Origin of the sequence: Enterobacter sp. 241F3 (genome assembly GCF_034106785.1) — a bacterium.
Classification (GTDB): Bacteria; Pseudomonadota; Gammaproteobacteria; order Enterobacterales; family Enterobacteriaceae; genus Enterobacter; species Enterobacter vonholyi.
Genome location: NZ_JAWNDD010000014.1, coordinates 25,161 through 41,290 on the forward strand (window position 1 = coordinate 25,161; position 16,130 = coordinate 41,290).

Sequence of the window (16,130 nt, forward strand, 5' to 3'; positions counted from 1 at the left end):
CCGATGGGCTTAAAACACCTCTTTGAAAAAATTGAGCCGCACTTTACCGAAGGGAAGCTCAAAAAGTACTACCCGTTGTATGAAGCCACGACGACTATTTTCTACACGCCGGGGCTGGTGACGAAAGGGGCGGCGCACGTTCGCGATGCCATCGACCTTAAGCGCATGATGATTCTGGTATGGTTTGCGGTCTTCCCGGCGATGTTCTGGGGCATGTACAACGTTGGCTTGCAGACCATTCCGGCGCTGCACCACATGTACGATGCGCAGCAGCTGGCGCAGGTGATCCAGTCTGACTGGCACTACCGCCTGGCCCAGTCGTTAGGGGTGAACTTCGCGCCAGACGCGGGCTGGATGAGCATGATGACGCTGGGCGCGGTGTTCTTCCTGCCGATTTACATCACGGTATTTATCGTGGGTGGCTTCTGGGAAGTGCTGTTCGCCATCATCCGTAAACATGAGATCAACGAAGGCTTCTTCGTGACCTCGATTCTGTTTGCCCTGATTGTCCCGCCAACCTTACCGCTCTGGCAGGCGGCGCTGGGCATCAGTTTCGGCGTGGTGATTGCCAAAGAGATCTTCGGCGGCACCGGGCGGAACTTCCTCAACCCGGCGCTGGCGGGACGTGCGTTCCTCTTCTTTGCCTATCCGGCGCAAATCTCAGGCGATCTGGTCTGGACGGCGGCAGACGGCTTTTCCGGCGCGACGCCGCTTTCACAGTGGGCCGCACACGGCGGCGAAACGCTGGTGAACAACGCGACGGGTCAGCCCGTGACCTGGTTTGATGCCTTTATTGGCAACATTCCGGGCTCCATCGGAGAAGTCTCTACGCTGATGATTTTGCTCGGCGGCGCGATCATTCTTTTTGGCCGCGTGGCCTCCTGGCGAATTGTTGCGGGCGTGATGATCGGCATGGTGCTGACCGCCACCCTGTTCAACGTTATCGGTTCGACCACCAATCCGATGTTCTCCATGCCGTGGTACTGGCATCTGGTGCTGGGTGGCTTCGCGTTCGGCATGATGTTCATGGCAACCGACCCGGTCTCGGCCTCCTTCACTGACAAAGGTAAATGGAGCTATGGCGTGCTCATTGGCGCAATATGTGTCCTGATCCGCGTGGTCAACCCGGCGTACCCGGAGGGGATGATGCTGGCCATTCTGTTTGCCAATCTGTTTGCGCCACTCTTCGATTACCTGGTGGTGCGGGCCAACATCAAGCGGAGGAAGGCGCGTGGCTGAAGTAAAAAATAACGACAGCATCAGCAAAACGCTGCTGGTGGTACTGGTGCTCTGCCTGGTCTGCTCCATTGTCGTAGCCGGCTCTGCCGTGGGGTTAAAACCCCTGCAGCAGGAGCAACGTGCGCTGGATAAACAGCGCAACATTCTGGCCGTCGCCGGGCTGATGCAGGAAGGAATGAGCGCAGACGACGTTTCTGCCGTCTTTGCTGAACGTATTTCGGCGCGTCTGGTGGATTTAAAAACGGGTGAACTGCTCGATAAAGACCCGGCAAAATTCAACCAGGCGCTGGCGCTTAAAGATCCGCAGATGAGCCTGACGCTGGAGGCATCCCAGGATCCCGCGGGGATTAAGCGTCGCAGCAACCTTGCCGAAGTTTATCTGGTTCGCGATCCCCAAAAACGCATTCAGGAAGTGGTACTTCCTATTTACGGTAATGGTCTGTGGTCAATGATGTATGCCTTTGTCGCTCTTGATACCGATGGCCGCACGGTCAAAGGCATTACGTATTACGACCAGGGCGAAACCCCGGGGCTGGGTGGTGAAGTTGAGAACCCTAACTGGCGGGCACAGTTTGTCGGCAAGAAAGTGCTCGACGATAACGGCCTGCCTGCGCTGAAGGTGATGAAAGGGGCGGCTCGTTCCGGTGATGACTACGCCGTTGACGGGCTTTCCGGCGCCACGCTCACATCAAAAGGCGTGCAGCACAGTTTTGATTTCTGGATGGGCGAGCTGGGCTTTGGTCCTTTCCTGAAAAACGTACGTGAAGGAGCGCTGAACAATGGCTGATACCGGTGAACTGAAAGAAGTCAAAAAAGTACTCATTGGCCCACTGCTCGCCAATAACCCGATCACGCTGCAGGTGCTGGGCGTCTGTTCTGCTCTGGCGGTAACGACGAAGCTGGAAACGGCGGTAGTGATGACGCTGGCGGTTACGCTGGTCACGGCGTTCTCCAGCATGTTTATCTCAATGATCCGCCACCACATCCCCAACAGCGTGAGGATCATCGTCCAGATGGCGATCATCGCCTCGCTGGTGATCGTGGTCGATCAGCTGCTGCGCGCCTTTGCCTATGAAACCTCCAAACAGCTCTCGGTGTTTGTCGGGCTGATTATCACTAACTGTATCGTCATGGGGCGTGCGGAAGCCTACGCCATGAAAATGCCGCCGCTGGCGAGCTTTATGGACGGCATCGGCAACGGCCTCGGCTACGGCGTGATCCTGCTTACGGTTGGGTTTCTGCGCGAGCTGATTGGCAGCGGCAAGCTGTTTGGCATCACGGTGCTGGACACGGTGCAGAACGGCGGCTGGTATCTGCCAAACGGCCTGTTCCTGCTGGCCCCTAGCGCATTTTTCATTATCGGTTTGTTGATCTGGCTGATTCGTACGTTGAGACCAGAACAGCAGGAAAAGGAGTAACCGACGATGGCTCATTACCTGAGTTTGTTTGTGCGGGCTGTGTTTGTTGAAAACATGGCGCTCGCGTTTTTCCTGGGCATGTGTACGTTCCTTGCCGTGTCTAAAAAGGTCTCCACGGCATTTGGGCTGGGCGTGGCGGTCACCGTTGTGTTGGGGCTTTCGGTTCCGATTAACAATCTGGTCTACAACTTTGTGCTGCGTGACGGCGCACTGGTGGAGGGGGTTGATCTCAGCTTCCTGAATTTCATCACCTTTATCGGGGTGATCGCGGCGCTGGTGCAAATCCTCGAGATGATCCTCGATAAGTACTTCCCGTCGCTGTACAACGCGCTGGGGATCTTCCTCCCGCTGATCGCGGTGAACTGCGCCATCTTTGGTGGCGTCTCGTTTATGGTTCAGCGTGATTACAACTTCAGTGAATCCGTGGTGTACGGTTTTGGTTCCGGCATCGGCTGGATGCTGGCGATTGTCACCATGGCGGGGATCCGCGAGAAAATGAAATATGCCAACGTGCCTGCGGGTCTGCGTGGCTTAGGGATCACCTTTATCACCACCGGGCTGATGGCGCTGGGCTTTATGTCCTTCTCCGGTGTGCAGCTATAAGGGCTAACAGATGGAAATTATCCTTGGCGTGGTGATGTTCACGCTGATCGTACTGGTGCTGTCAGGGTTAATTCTGGCGGCGCGCGCGAAGCTGGTGAATTCCGGTGACGTGGTGATTGATATTAACGACGACCCGCAGAGTCAGATCCGCACGCCAGCGGGTGACAAACTGCTCAATACGCTCTCGGGCAATGGGATCTTTGTCTCGTCAGCCTGCGGCGGTGGCGGCTCCTGCGGGCAGTGCCGCGTGACGGTAAAAGAGGGCGGTGGCGATATTCTGCCAACCGAGCTGGCGCATATCACAAAGCGTGAAGCGAAAGAGGGCTGCCGTCTGGCCTGCCAGGTCGCGGTGCGTCAGAACATGAAGATTGAGCTGCCGGAAGAGATCTTCGGCGTCAAAAAATGGGAGTGCGAGGTTATTTCTAATGATAACAAAGCCACCTTTATTAAAGAGCTGAAGCTGCGGGTACCGGAAGGGGAAGATGTTCCGTTTCGCGCCGGAGGATACATTCAGATTGAGTGTCCTGAACATACCGTGGCGTATGCGGACTTCGACGTGCCGGATGAGTACCGCGCCGACTGGGACAAATTCAATCTCTTCCGTTTTGTATCGGAGGTAAAAGAGCCGACGCTGCGCGCCTACTCGATGGCTAACTACCCGGAAGAGAAAGGCATCATCATGCTCAACGTGCGTATCGCCACGCCGCCACCGAATGTGCCGGATGCACCGCCGGGCGTGATGTCGTCATACATCTGGTCCCTGAAGCCTGGCGATAAGGTGACGATCTCCGGTCCGTTCGGGGAGTTCTTCGCGAAAGATACCGACGCGGAAATGGTCTTTATCGGCGGCGGTGCCGGTATGGCCCCGATGCGCTCGCACATTTTTGACCAGCTCAAGCGGCTCGGCAGCAAGCGTAAAATCAGCTTCTGGTACGGTGCGCGCTCCCTGCGCGAGATGTTCTACGACGACGAGTTTGAACAGCTGGCGCGTGAAAACCCGAACTTTACCTTCCACGTTGCGCTTTCCGATCCGCAGCCGGAAGATAACTGGACGGGCTATACGGGGTTCATCCACAACGTGCTGTATGAAAACTACCTCAAACAGCACCCGGCACCCGAGGACTGCGAGTTCTATATGTGTGGCCCGCCGATGATGAACGCCGCCGTGATTAAGATGCTGAAAGATCTCGGTGTCGAAGATGAGAGCATCTTGCTCGACGACTTTGGAGGCTGATGATGCTGACGTTTCTGGCAACCTTTGTGGTTTTTGTGCTTGTCATCTTCGGCATGTCGTTAGGCTGGATCGTTAAGCGGAAAAGCATTCAGGGCAGCTGCGGCGGTATTTCCTCCATTGGTATGGAGAAGGTCTGCGACTGCCCGGAACCGTGCGATGCGCGGAAGAAAAGGATGGCGCGCGAGCAGCAGCGCATTATCTAGTCTTGTCTGTCGGGTATGGCAAAGCCGTCACCCGACAATTTCCACGCACGCTTCTCAATCCTCATTTGTTTACTGTATACTTATCCAGTGATAAGTGAGGGCATACTATGCGCAAAATAATCCATGTTGATATGGACTGCTTTTTTGCTGCAGTGGAGATGCGAGACAACCCGGCGCTGCGGGATATTCCCATCGCCATTGGCGGCAGCCGCGTTCAGCGTGGCGTCATCAGCACCGCCAACTATCCTGCGCGCAAATTTGGCGTGCGCAGCGCCATGCCGACGGCGATGGCCTTAAAGCTTTGTCCTCATCTCACGCTTCTGCCCGGCCGGTTTGAAGCCTATAAAGAGGCTTCCCTTCACATCCGGGAAATCTTCTCCCGCTATACCTCTCTCATAGAGCCGCTGTCGCTCGACGAAGCCTATCTGGACGTGACCGACAGCGTTCACTGCCACGGCTCCGCCACGCTGATGGCGAAGGAGATCCGCCAGACGATTTTCAACGAGCTGAATCTGACGGCGTCGGCGGGCGTCGCGCCCGTTAAATTCCTTGCCAAAATCGCCTCCGATTTAAATAAGCCCAACGGTCAGTACGTCATCACACCGGAAGAGGTGCCTGCATTTTTAAAAACGCTGCCGCTCGGCAAAATCCCCGGGGTAGGAAAAGTTTCTGCCGCAAAGCTGGAAAGCATGGGGCTACGGACCTGTGAAGACGTGCAGCAAAGCGATCTAGCCATGCTGCTCAAGCGTTTCGGGAAGTTTGGCCGCGTGCTGTGGGAGCGCAGCCAGGGAATTGACGATCGCGATGTGAACAGCGAGCGGCTCCGTAAATCCGTCGGCGTTGAGCGCACCCTCATTGAAGATATACATGACTGGTCTGAATGCGAAATGATCATCACGGAACAGCTTTATCCGGAGCTGGAACGGCGTTTAATCAAGGTGAAGCCGGACCTGCTGATTGCCCGTCAGGGTATCAAATTAAAATTCAACGACTTCCAGCAGACCACGCAGGAACACGTCTGGCCGCGACTGAATAAAGACGATCTTATCGCGACGGCAAAAAAGGCATGGGAAGAGCGCCGGGGCGGGCGAGGGGTAAGGCTGGTGGGATTGCACGTCACGCTGCTGGATCCGCAGCTAGAGCGACAGCTGGTTCTGGGATTGTAAAAAAGCCCGGTGGCGCTACGCTTACCGGGCCTGGATTTTTCACCCTCTTCCACAGGAAGAGGGCTGGGATGAAGATGTTATTTCGCAGGGATCGCTTTCAGCAGTTCAGTCAGCAGCGTCCAGTAGTGACCGACGCTTTCGATATGAACCTGCTCATCCGGCGAGTGCGGACCGGTAATGGTTGGCCCGATGGACACCATATCCATATCCGGATACGGTTTCTTGAACAGACCACATTCCAGACCCGCGTGGATCACCTGAATGTTTGGCGTGCTGTTGAACAGACGCTGGTAAGTTTCACGCACCAGCGCCATCACCGGAGAGCTTGCATCCGGCTGCCAGCCCGGGTAGCTGCCTTTTGCAGACGTTTTCGCGCCCGCCAGCGTGCCCAGAGATTCCAGCATGCTCACCACGTACTCTTTACCGCTGTCGATCAGCGAGCGGATCAGGCAGATGATTTCCGCGCTGTCGTCGCTCATGGTCACCACGCCCACGTTCAGTGAGGTTTCCACCACGCCTTTCGCCACGTCAGAGTTGCGGATCACGCCGTTTGGCGTCGCGTTCAGCAGCTGAACGAAGGAGTCACGAGACTGTACGGTCAGCGCGGCTTTATCTGTAGAAACAGATTCCAGCACTACGGTCAGGTTCTTCTCTTTCGCCGACAGTTCGTTTTTCAGGATATCCAGGTATACGGTGGAGAGTTTTTTCAGCTCGTCCGCTTTTGCTGCTGGAACCGCTACGGTGGCGAACGCTTCGCGTGGGATCGCGTTACGCAGGGTACCGCCGTTGAAATCCACCAGACGCAGATCCAGCTCGGCCGCATGGCCTGCCAGGAAGCGTGCCAGCAGCTTGTTGGCGTTGCCCAGACCCAGGTGAATATCGCCGCCGGAGTGGCCGCCTTTCAGACCTTTCAGCGTCAGCTTGAAGGTCTGGAAGCCTGCAGGGATCGCTTCGCGCGACAGCGGCAGGGTAGAGATAAAATCAATCCCGCCCGCGCATCCCATGTAGATCTCGCCTTCTTCTTCTGAGTCGGTGTTGATCAGGATATCCGCCTGCAGCCAGTTCGCCTGCAGACCGAAAGCGCCGTCCATGCCCGCTTCTTCGGTCATGGTCAGCAGCACTTCCAGTGGACCGTGCTCAACGCTGTCGTCAGCCAGCACCGCCAGCGCAGACGCCATACCGATGCCGTTATCCGCGCCCAGCGTGGTGCCGCGTGCTTTCACCCAGTCGCCGTCGATGTACGGTTGAATCGGATCTTTGGTGAAGTCGTGAACGGTGTCGTTGTTCTTCTGTGGCACCATGTCCAGGTGCGCCTGCAGCACAACCGGTTTGCGGTTTTCCATGCCTGCGGTTGCAGGTTTGCGGATCAGAATATTGCCAACCTGGTCGCGTTCAGCATGCAGACCTTTTTCCTTCGCCCAGCCCATAATATGTTCGGCAAGCTGTTCTTCATGGTAGGAAGGGTGTGGAATGGAGCAGATTTTGGCAAAAATATCCCACAGCGGCTGCGGAGATAGTTGAGACAGTTCAGACACGATAAGTCTCCTTGTCGAGGCGCTGCAAACAGGGTTGCAGGTCACAGGGTTAGCAGGTTAATAGTTACCACAAGTCAGGCTTGCGAGATGAAACTGAGAATACCACTTTCTCTGCTGGCTGGTAGCATAAAGCATGTAAAAACTCAGGCAGAGGGCGCTAAACACTGGTTTTTAGTGCGTCAGATCTCTATAATCTCGCGCAACCTATTTCCCCCTCGAACACTTTTTAAGCCGTATAAAAACAGGCTGGGACACTTCACATGAGCGAAAAATACGTCGTCACCTGGGACATGTTGCAGATTCACGCACGCAAACTGGCTGCGCGTCTGATGCCTTCCGAACAGTGGAAAGGCATTATTGCCGTCAGCCGTGGCGGTCTGGTACCGGGGGCGCTGCTGGCACGTGAGCTGGGTATTCGTCATGTCGATACCGTTTGCATCTCCAGCTATGACCATGACAACCAGCGCGAGCTGACCGTGCTGAAACGTGCGGAAGGTGACGGTGAAGGCTTCATCGTTATTGATGACCTGGTGGATACCGGCGGTACTGCGGTCGCTATCCGCGAAATGTATCCTAAAGCGCACTTCGTCACTATCTTCGCTAAACCGGCTGGCCGCCCGCTGGTTGACGATTACGTGATTGATATCCCGCAGGATACCTGGATTGAACAGCCATGGGATATGGGCGTGGTCTTTGTACCGCCGATTTCAGGCCGTTAATACCAGTACGTAACTTTACACGCCCGGCTATGTCGGGCGTTGTTCTTTTTGGCCTGCCACGCGTTACAATAGTCTTCATATGACGTATTCATGGAGGCAACGCAATGACGCAGGCGAATCTCACCGAGACACTCTTCAAACCCCGTTTCAAACATCCTGAAACGTCGACGCTGGTGCGTCGCTTTAATCCGGGTACCCAGCCTGCCGTCCAGTCCGCGTTAGACGGTAAAAACGTGCCTCACTGGTATCGCATGATTAACCGCCTGATGTGGATCTGGCGCGGTATCGACCCCCGTGAAATCCTCGATGTGCAGGCACGTATCGTAATGAGTGAAGCCGAGCGTACCGACAGCGAACTCTATGATACCGTGGTGGGCTACCGTGGCGGAAACTGGATCTATGAGTGGTCTAAACAGGCGATGGTCTGGCAGCAAAAAGCCAGCCAGGAAGAGGATGCCACGCGCAGCGGCAAGCACTGGCTGCATGCGGCCAATCTCTACGCCATCGCCGCGTATCCACATCTGAAAGGTGATGAGCTGGCTGAGCAGGCACAGGCGCTGGCGAATCGCGCTTACGAAGAGGCGGCTCAACGCCTGCCGGGCCAGATGCGCGAACTCGAGTTTACCATTCCGGGTGGGTCATCCATCACCGGGTTCCTGCATATGCCTGAAGGTGAAGGTCCGTTCCCGACTGTCCTCATGTGCGGGGGGCTGGATTCGCTGCAAATCGACTATTACAGCCTGTATGAGCGCTACTTCGCACCAAAAGGGATCGCGATGCTGACGCTTGATATGCCTTCAATTGGTTTCTCATCCAAATGGAAACTGACTCAGGATTCCAGCCTGCTGCACCAGCATGCGCTAAAAGCGCTGGAAAACATTCCGTGGGTTGATCACACCCGCGTGGCGGCATTCGGCTTCCGTTTCGGCGCTAACGTCGCGGTGCGTCTGGCTTACCTTGAATCTTCTCGCCTTAAAGCCGTCGCCTGCCTCGGCCCGGTCGTACACGCCCTGCTCAGCGATCCCGCACGTCAGGGCAACGTACCTGAAATGTACCTTGATGTGCTGGCCAGCCGTCTTGGCATGCATGATGCATCAGACGAAGCGCTGCGCGTTGAGCTCAATCGCTACTCGTTAAAAACGCAAGGCTTGCTGGGACGTCGCTGCCCAACGCCGATGCTGTCGGGGTTCTGGAAAAACGATCCGTTTAGCCCGGAAGAAGAGTCACGCTTAATCACTTCGTCATCTGCGGATGGCAAATTGCTTGAGGTGCCGTTCAGCCCGGTCTATCAGAATTTCGACAAAGCACTGAAAGAGATTACGCGCTGGATCGCTCAGAGATTGTGTTAATAGATTGCTAAATTTCGCTGGTTTGGTAAAACAGTGGCTTCACAAAAGGAGATCGCAATGACGTTACCGAGTGGACACCCGAAAAGTAGATTGATTAAGAAGTTCATGGCTCTTGGCCCGTATATTCGAGAAGAGCAGTGTGAAGAGAATCGCTTTTTTTTCGACTGCCTGGCTGTATGCGTCAACGTGAAGCCTGCACCCGAAAAACGTGAATTCTGGGGCTGGTGGATGGAAATGGAAGCAGAGGAAAAACGCTTTACGTATAGCTACCAGTTTGGCCTGTTTAATAAAGACGGCAACTGGCAGGCGACCACCATTAAAGATCAGGAAGTCATTGACCGCCTGGAATACACCCTGAAAGAGTTTCACGACAAAGCGAGCGCACTGCTGGCGACTCTGGATCTCAAGTTCGAACCCGCAGATGACTTTTCCAGCGAAGCGGTGAAGCTGACTGCCTGATAGCGTCACAGCGCCGGGTGGCGGCTTCGCCTTACCCGGCCTACAAAATGCACTATCCCGTAGGCCCGGTAAGCGCAGCGCCACCGGGCAAAAAAATCCCGGCTCAACTGCCGGGATTTTCTTATTCGGATAATCTTAGAACTGGTAGGTCATACCCAGTGCAACGATGTCATCACTGCTCACGCCCAGTTTATTTTTGTCGTCAATCTGGTTGATTTTATAATCAACAAAGGCGGACATATTTTTGTTGAAGTAATAGGTCGCGCCAACGTCAATATATTTGACCAGATCTTCGTCGCCAATACCTTCGATATCTTTGCCTTTAGACTGGACATAACCCAGGGACGGGCGCAGACCGAAGTCGAACTGATATTGTGCGACCACTTCAAAGTTCTGCGCTTTATTTGCAAACCCACCGGAAATTGGCGTCATATTGCGGGTTTCTGAATACATTGCAGCCAGATAAATATCGTTCGCGTCATATTTCAGACCGGTAGCCCAGGCTTCTGCTTTCTGACCCTGGCCACGTGCCAGCAGGTTCTGAGCGTTGGTGCGGTCAGAGTTGGTGTAGGCGCCGCTGACGGCGAAATCGCTGCCGCCGAAGTCATAGGTCAGAGAGGTACCAAAACCGTCACCGTTCTGTTTCTTGGCGTCACGGTTTTCGTTTTTACCCTGGTACTGCAGGGTCATGTCCAGGCCGTCAACCGCGCCGAAGAAGTCGGTATTGCGGTAAGTGGCAAGACCGGTCGCACGCTTGGTCATGAAGTTATCGGTCTGCGCGGAAGAGTCGCCACCGAACTCAGGGAACATGTCGGTCCATGCTTCGACATCATACAGGGCACCCAGGTTACGACCGTAATCCAGAGAACCAAAGTTTTTCAGCTTCAGGCCCGCGAACGCCAGACGCGTCTTCTGAGTAGAGTCGCTCTCGGCTTTGTTACCTGCAAATTCAGATTCCCAACGGCCATAGCCCGTCAGCTGATCGTTAATCTGCGTTTCGCCTTTAAAACCGAAACGAACGTAAGTCTGATCGCCATCTTTGGTAGTATCATCGCTGATGTAGTGCATGGCTTTCACTTTGCCGTACACGTCCAGCTTATTACCATTTTTATTATAAACTTCAGCTGCGTGAACGGATGCAGAAGCCACTACGCCCATAACCATTAATGCCAGAGTGCTCTTTTTCATTTTCGATCCTGTCTTATAAACGCGCTAAAAAATTCGCTGGACGATAAGCTCATGCTTAAGTCCCGTGAAAAAACAGGAAGGGTTTTATCGTTCTGGAATGAAACTTTTATGACAAACTAAGAATAATTTTAAAAAACTGTGATTTATTATTTCGGTAATAAAACTGTCAAATTCTCCCGCTACGCTTCCTGATCCCGCGCAACAAAGTGTTTCGCGATGTGCTAAGGCAGTTGGCAACGGGGCTGACTCCTGTTAAAACGTTCGTTTGACATTACTTTCCCTTATCGTTGAACGGCAGAGAATCATGAGTGACAGCCAGACGCTGGTGGTAAAACTCGGTACCAGTGTTTTAACAGGCGGATCGCGCCGCCTAAATCGCGCCCACATTGTTGAGCTTGTACGTCAGTGCGCTCAGTTACATGCCGCAGGGCATCGTATTGTGATTGTGACCTCCGGGGCGATTGCCGCCGGGCGTGAACACCTGGGTTACCCCGAACTCCCCGCGACGATCGCCTCCAAACAGCTGCTGGCCGCCGTGGGACAAAGCCGACTCATTCAACTCTGGGAACAGCTGTTCTCTATCTATGGCATTCATGTCGGGCAGATGCTGCTGACGCGTGCGGATATGGAAGACAGAGAGCGCTTCCTGAACGCCCGCGATACCCTGCGCGCGCTGCTGGACAACAATATTGTTCCGGTCATTAACGAAAACGATGCCGTTGCTACCGCTGAAATCAAAGTGGGTGATAACGATAACCTTTCGGCTCTGGCCGCCATTCTGGCCGGAGCCGATAAATTACTGTTGTTGACCGATCAGCAGGGGTTGTTCACTGCCGATCCGCGCGCTAACCCGGAAGCCGAGCTGATTACCGACGTTCATGGTATCGACGATGCGCTGCGCGCCATCGCCGGTGACAGCGTGTCCGGCCTCGGAACGGGCGGGATGGGGACCAAGCTGCAGGCCGCCGACGTGGCGTGCCGCGCCGGTATCGACACCATCATTGCGGCGGGCAGCCGCCCTGGCGTGATTGGCGACGTGATGGAAGGCATCTCCGTCGGCACCCGCTTCCACGCTCAGGAATCCCCGCTGGAAAACCGTAAGCGCTGGATATTTGGCGCGCCGCCTGCGGGCGAACTCGTCGTCGATGAAGGGGCAACCGCCGCGATTCTGGAACGAGGAAGTTCATTACTTCCTAAAGGAATTAAAAGCGTGACAGGCAACTTCTCCCGTGGTGAAGTGATCCGTATCCGTAACCTCGAAGGTCGCGACATCGCCCACGGCGTAAGCCGCTATAACAGCGATGCCCTGCGCCGCATCGCGGGTCACCATTCGCAGCAGATCGACGCCATTCTGGGCTATGAATATGGCCCGGTTGCCGTGCATCGCGATGACATGATTATTCGTTAAGGAGCCAGAACATGCTGGAACAAATGGGCGCCGCCGCGAAGGCCGCCTCTTATAAACTGGCGCTCCTTTCCAGCCGCGAGAAAAACCGCGTGCTGGAAAAAATCGCTGATTATCTCGAATCACAGTCTCAGGAGATTTTGCTCGCCAACGAGCAGGATTTACTGGAAGCGCGCCGCAACGGTCTGAGCGAAGCGATGCTCGACCGTCTGGCGTTGACCCCGGCCCGCCTGAAAGGCATCGCCGACGATGTTCGTCAGGTATGCAATCTGGCCGACCCGGTAGGGCAGGTGATTGACGGTGGGCTGCTGGACAGCGGTTTACGCCTGGAGCGCCGTCGCGTGCCGCTCGGCGTTATCGGCGTTATTTATGAAGCCCGACCAAACGTGACGGTGGATGTCGCCTCCCTGTGCCTGAAAACCGGCAACGCCGCCATTCTGCGCGGTGGGAAAGAGACCTGGCGCACCAATGCCGCGACGGTGAAAGTCATTCAGCAGGCGCTGGAAGAGTGTGGCTTGCCGGCGGGTGCCGTACAGGCGATCGAGAGCCCGGACCGCGCGCTGGTCAACGAAATGCTGCGCATGGACAAATACATCGACATGCTGATCCCACGCGGTGGCGCGGGCCTGCACAAGCTGTGCCGCGAGCAGTCGACGATTCCGGTTATCACCGGCGGTATTGGCGTGTGTCATATCGTGGTAGACGACAGCGCTGAGATTGCACCGGCGCTGAAGATTATCGTGAACGCGAAGACCCAGCGTCCAAGCACCTGTAACACCGTGGAAACGCTGCTGGTGCATCAGGACATAGCGAACACCTTCCTGCCGGCCCTGAGCAAACAGATGGCAGAGAGCGGCGTGACGCTGCATGCTGACGCCAGTGCGCTCGCACTGCTGCAGGATGGCCCGGCTAACGTCGTTCCCGTCAACGCGGAGCAGTACGACGACGAGTTCCTGTCACTGGATCTGAACGTGAAAATCGTGAGCGATCTTGACGACGCGATTGCGCACATCCGTGAGCATGGCACGCAGCATTCTGACGCCATCCTGACGCGTACGCTGCGCAATGCCGATCGCTTCGTGAACGAAGTGGATTCATCTGCGGTGTATGTGAATGCCTCCACCCGCTTCACCGACGGCGGTCAGTTCGGCCTCGGCGCTGAGGTGGCGGTCAGTACGCAGAAACTGCACGCGCGCGGTCCGATGGGGCTGGAAGCACTAACCACGTATAAGTGGATCGGCTTCGGTGACGATACGATTCGTGCGTAAATAATCGCGGGTGATGCAAAAGTAGCCGTTTGATTCAAAAGGGCATTGACGCATCACCCGGATAGATCTAACCTTTTGCCCCGTGGTTACGCTCGTAACCGGCCTCTCAGGGCCGATATAGCTCAGTTGGTAGAGCAGCGCATTCGTAATGCGAAGGTCGTAGGTTCGACTCCTATTATCGGCACCATCCTACCTATTTTAACGTCTCCTTAAGTCTACTCAAACACCCTTTAAACCCTTATAATACGTGGTTTTACGGCCCTTATTGTCTCTGCTCGTCTACTCACGTTCACGGAAATCTACGGTGAGTTGGGGGTATCAATGGGGGTATTCGCTGTTCGGTCTAAAGGAGATACCCCCAGATGAAGCTCAATGCCAGACAGGTCGAGACTGCCAAGCCCAAAGAGAAACCCTACAAGATGGCTGATGGTGGTGGCCTCTACTTATTGGTGAAAACCAACGGGTCACGCTACTGGCGTTTAAAGTATCGTATCGATGGAAAGGAAAAGTTATTGGCGCTGGGGGTATATCCCGATGTGTCCTTGGCTGATGCCAGAGCAAAACGTGATGAAGCTCGAAAGGGTATCGCTGGGGGTATCGATCCTTTGGAGGCTAAAAAAGAACAAAAAGTTGAGCGTGAAGCGCAGGTCAAAAACACCTTTCAAGAAATTGCGCTCGAATGGCACAGCATGAAAGTGAAGAAATGGTCTGCGGGATATGCCTCTGACATTCTTGAAGCCTTCAACAAAGACGTCTTCCCGTTCATTGGTCAACGCCCAATCGCAGACATTAAGCCGCTGGAATTGCTGAACGTGCTGAAAAAGATGGAAGACAGGGGAGCGACCGAGAAAGCCAAGAAAGTACGTCAACGCTGCGGCGAAGTGTTTCGCTATGCCATTGTGACAGGCAGGGCTGAGTATAATCCCGCGCCAGATCTCACCAGTGCCATGCAGGGGCATGAATCTACACATTACCCATTCCTGACCACCGAAGAGCTTCCTGCCTTCTTTAAAGCCCTTACGGGCTACTCTGGTAGTGAATTGATGGTGCTGGCAGCAAGATTGCTCATCATTACCGGCCTGAGAACAGGGGAATTGCGCGGTGCGTTATGGTCAGAAATCGATACCAAGAAAGCGCTATGGGAAATTTCTGCTGAACGCATGAAAATGCGTCATCCCCATATCATCCCGCTCTCTACCCAAGCGTTAACCATTATCGAACAGATCAGAGCAATGACGGGGCAATTTCCTTTACTGTTTCCGGGACGCAATGATCCAAGTAAGACCATGAGTGAAGCCAGTATCAATCAGGTGTTTAAGCGAATTGGCTATACAGGCCGGGTTACGGGTCATGGTTTCCGTCATACCATGAGCACCGTTCTTCATGAACAGGGCTATAACACCGCATGGATTGAAACCCAACTGGCGCATGTGGATAAGAATGCTATCCGTGGCACCTACAACCATGCGCAATATCTCGATGGCAGACGTGAGATGCTGCAATGGTATGCCGACTACATGGCAAGCCTTGAGAAAGGCGGCAATGTGGTGCAGGGAGCGTTTAATCGACGTGGGTAAGGATAACTGCTGATGAAAGAATGGCTATGTCTTAACGGGCATAGCCCTTTTTTTTGGCTAAAGCAGATAAGAATTAAGTCAGAATTTAAACTGATATTGATTAACTAATTGATTATTATGTAAATTATAAAATACCTTAAAACAGCAAAATAAATAGCACTTATTGCTAAATCGCTCTACACCCCGCCCAGTGACAGCTCTCCCGCCATTTCATCTGTTATTGTATGAAAAACACTCAATTCAAGTTCAATTCTGATTTTCCGAGGCTTGAACGTCATAAGCGATCTGCAGATACTACATTCATCAAAACAACAACGGAGAAATATATGACAACAAGAAGACTTATTCGCCTGCCGGAAGTGATGAATAAAACAGGATATAGCAAAGCATGGATTTATCGACTTATTAGCAGAGGCGTATTCCCAGAACCGATAAAGATTGGAATAAGAGCCAGAGCTTTTGTTGAAAGTGAAATCGATGAATGGATTGAAAATATTATTCAGTTTTCACGTAAACACGCTGATTAATGAACAATACACTATTAATGCGATGAGGAGGTTTTATGTAAAACGTTAAACGCTGTGTTTTTTACAATATTAAAAAATAAGAAACTAAAATATTTTATGCATTAATAATGCAGGGTATTTTACACTATAAACAAAGAAAAGGAAAAATAAATGAATAAGAAAAATAATGGTTTTGATAGGATCGCTACTGAGATGTTTCTACTATCAGCTATGAAAGAGTATTACCGTATCTATTGGGAT

General features: G+C 53.8%; 16 protein-coding genes and 1 tRNA gene. 15 read left to right on the top strand and 2 right to left on the bottom strand.

Features of this window, described 5'->3' with window-relative positions; genetic code table 11:
* Positions 1-3 precede the first annotated feature (3 nt).
* The 7 genes from UR504_RS20970 to dinB all read left to right on the top strand — a co-directional run bounded on the left by UR504_RS20970 (position 4) and on the right by dinB (position 5,863).
* A complete protein-coding gene (locus tag UR504_RS20970) occupies positions 4-1,239 on the top strand; it encodes an NADH:ubiquinone reductase (Na(+)-transporting) subunit B (RefSeq protein WP_302234126.1) in 1,236 nt (411 codons plus the stop codon).
* Positions 1,232-2,026: a Na(+)-translocating NADH-quinone reductase subunit C gene (locus tag UR504_RS20975; RefSeq protein WP_115874296.1), complete on the top strand. Its 795-nt coding sequence runs from the start codon at positions 1,232-1,234 to the stop codon at positions 2,024-2,026. The genes UR504_RS20970 and UR504_RS20975 overlap by 8 nt, the downstream gene beginning before the upstream one ends.
* A complete protein-coding gene (locus UR504_RS20980) occupies positions 2,019-2,657 on the top strand; it encodes an NADH:ubiquinone reductase (Na(+)-transporting) subunit D (protein WP_008500256.1) in 639 nt (212 codons plus the stop codon). Before UR504_RS20975 ends, UR504_RS20980 begins: the two co-directional genes overlap by 8 nt.
* Positions 2,658-2,663: 6 nt before the next feature.
* A complete protein-coding gene (gene nqrE / locus UR504_RS20985) occupies positions 2,664-3,260 on the top strand; it encodes an NADH:ubiquinone reductase (Na(+)-transporting) subunit E (protein WP_023334613.1) in 597 nt (198 codons plus the stop codon).
* A 10-nt stretch (positions 3,261-3,270) separates the two neighbouring features.
* Entirely contained in the window at positions 3,271-4,494 is a 1,224-nt protein-coding gene (gene nqrF / locus UR504_RS20990; RefSeq protein ID WP_302234129.1) for an NADH:ubiquinone reductase (Na(+)-transporting) subunit F, read from the top strand.
* Complete coding sequence (nqrM, locus tag UR504_RS20995; protein WP_023615899.1) at positions 4,494-4,697, top strand: (Na+)-NQR maturation NqrM; 204 nt, start codon at positions 4,494-4,496, stop codon at positions 4,695-4,697. Before nqrF ends, nqrM begins: the two co-directional genes overlap by 1 nt.
* Positions 4,698-4,804: 107 nt before the next feature.
* On the top strand, positions 4,805-5,863 hold the full coding sequence (gene dinB, locus UR504_RS21000) for a DNA polymerase IV (RefSeq protein ID WP_111965857.1): 1,059 nt from the start codon (positions 4,805-4,807) through the stop codon (positions 5,861-5,863).
* 77 nt (positions 5,864-5,940) lie between these two features.
* Here dinB and pepD read toward each other — a convergent pair whose 3' ends face one another.
* Complete coding sequence (gene pepD / locus UR504_RS21005; protein WP_115874299.1) at positions 5,941-7,398, bottom strand: cytosol nonspecific dipeptidase; 1,458 nt, start codon at positions 7,396-7,398, stop codon at positions 5,941-5,943.
* 260 nt (positions 7,399-7,658) lie between these two features.
* Here pepD and gpt point away from each other — a divergent pair, with 260 nt between their 5' ends.
* The 3 genes from gpt (at position 7,659) to crl (ending at position 9,925) form a co-directional block, all read left to right on the top strand.
* A complete protein-coding gene (gene gpt / locus UR504_RS21010; protein ID WP_010427903.1) occupies positions 7,659-8,117 on the top strand; it encodes a xanthine phosphoribosyltransferase in 459 nt (152 codons plus the stop codon).
* Between the two features lie 104 nt (positions 8,118-8,221).
* Positions 8,222-9,466: an esterase FrsA gene (frsA, locus tag UR504_RS21015; protein WP_149366156.1), complete on the top strand. Its 1,245-nt coding sequence runs from the start codon at positions 8,222-8,224 to the stop codon at positions 9,464-9,466.
* Between the two features lie 57 nt (positions 9,467-9,523).
* Positions 9,524-9,925, top strand: coding sequence for a sigma factor-binding protein Crl (gene crl / locus UR504_RS21020; RefSeq protein ID WP_008500249.1), 402 nt, complete (start codon positions 9,524-9,526; stop codon positions 9,923-9,925).
* A gap of 135 nt (positions 9,926-10,060) precedes the next feature.
* Here the strand turns inward: crl and phoE are convergent, their stop codons facing one another.
* Entirely contained in the window at positions 10,061-11,113 is a 1,053-nt protein-coding gene (gene phoE, locus UR504_RS21025) for a phosphoporin PhoE (protein WP_302234135.1), read from the bottom strand.
* A 304-nt stretch (positions 11,114-11,417) separates the two neighbouring features.
* Here phoE and proB point away from each other — a divergent pair, with 304 nt between their 5' ends.
* The 5 genes from proB to UR504_RS21050 all read left to right on the top strand — a co-directional run bounded on the left by proB (position 11,418) and on the right by UR504_RS21050 (position 15,890).
* On the top strand, positions 11,418-12,521 hold the full coding sequence (gene proB, locus UR504_RS21030) for a glutamate 5-kinase (protein ID WP_021242883.1): 1,104 nt from the start codon (positions 11,418-11,420) through the stop codon (positions 12,519-12,521).
* 11 nt (positions 12,522-12,532) lie between these two features.
* Positions 12,533-13,786 (top strand): glutamate-5-semialdehyde dehydrogenase, encoded by a 1,254-nt coding sequence (gene proA, locus UR504_RS21035; protein ID WP_032646979.1) that lies wholly within the window; start codon positions 12,533-12,535, stop codon positions 13,784-13,786.
* 111 nt (positions 13,787-13,897) lie between these two features.
* Positions 13,898-13,973, top strand: a tRNA-Thr gene (locus UR504_RS21040).
* Positions 13,974-14,148: 175 nt separating this feature from the next.
* Positions 14,149-15,363 carry a tyrosine-type recombinase/integrase gene (locus tag UR504_RS21045; RefSeq protein WP_320740106.1) on the top strand — a complete coding sequence of 405 codons (1,215 nt, stop codon included), beginning with the start codon at positions 14,149-14,151 and terminating at the stop codon, positions 15,361-15,363.
* 326 nt (positions 15,364-15,689) lie between these two features.
* Complete coding sequence (locus UR504_RS21050; protein WP_049594956.1) at positions 15,690-15,890, top strand: helix-turn-helix transcriptional regulator; 201 nt, start codon at positions 15,690-15,692, stop codon at positions 15,888-15,890.
* Positions 15,891-16,130 lie beyond the last annotated feature (240 nt).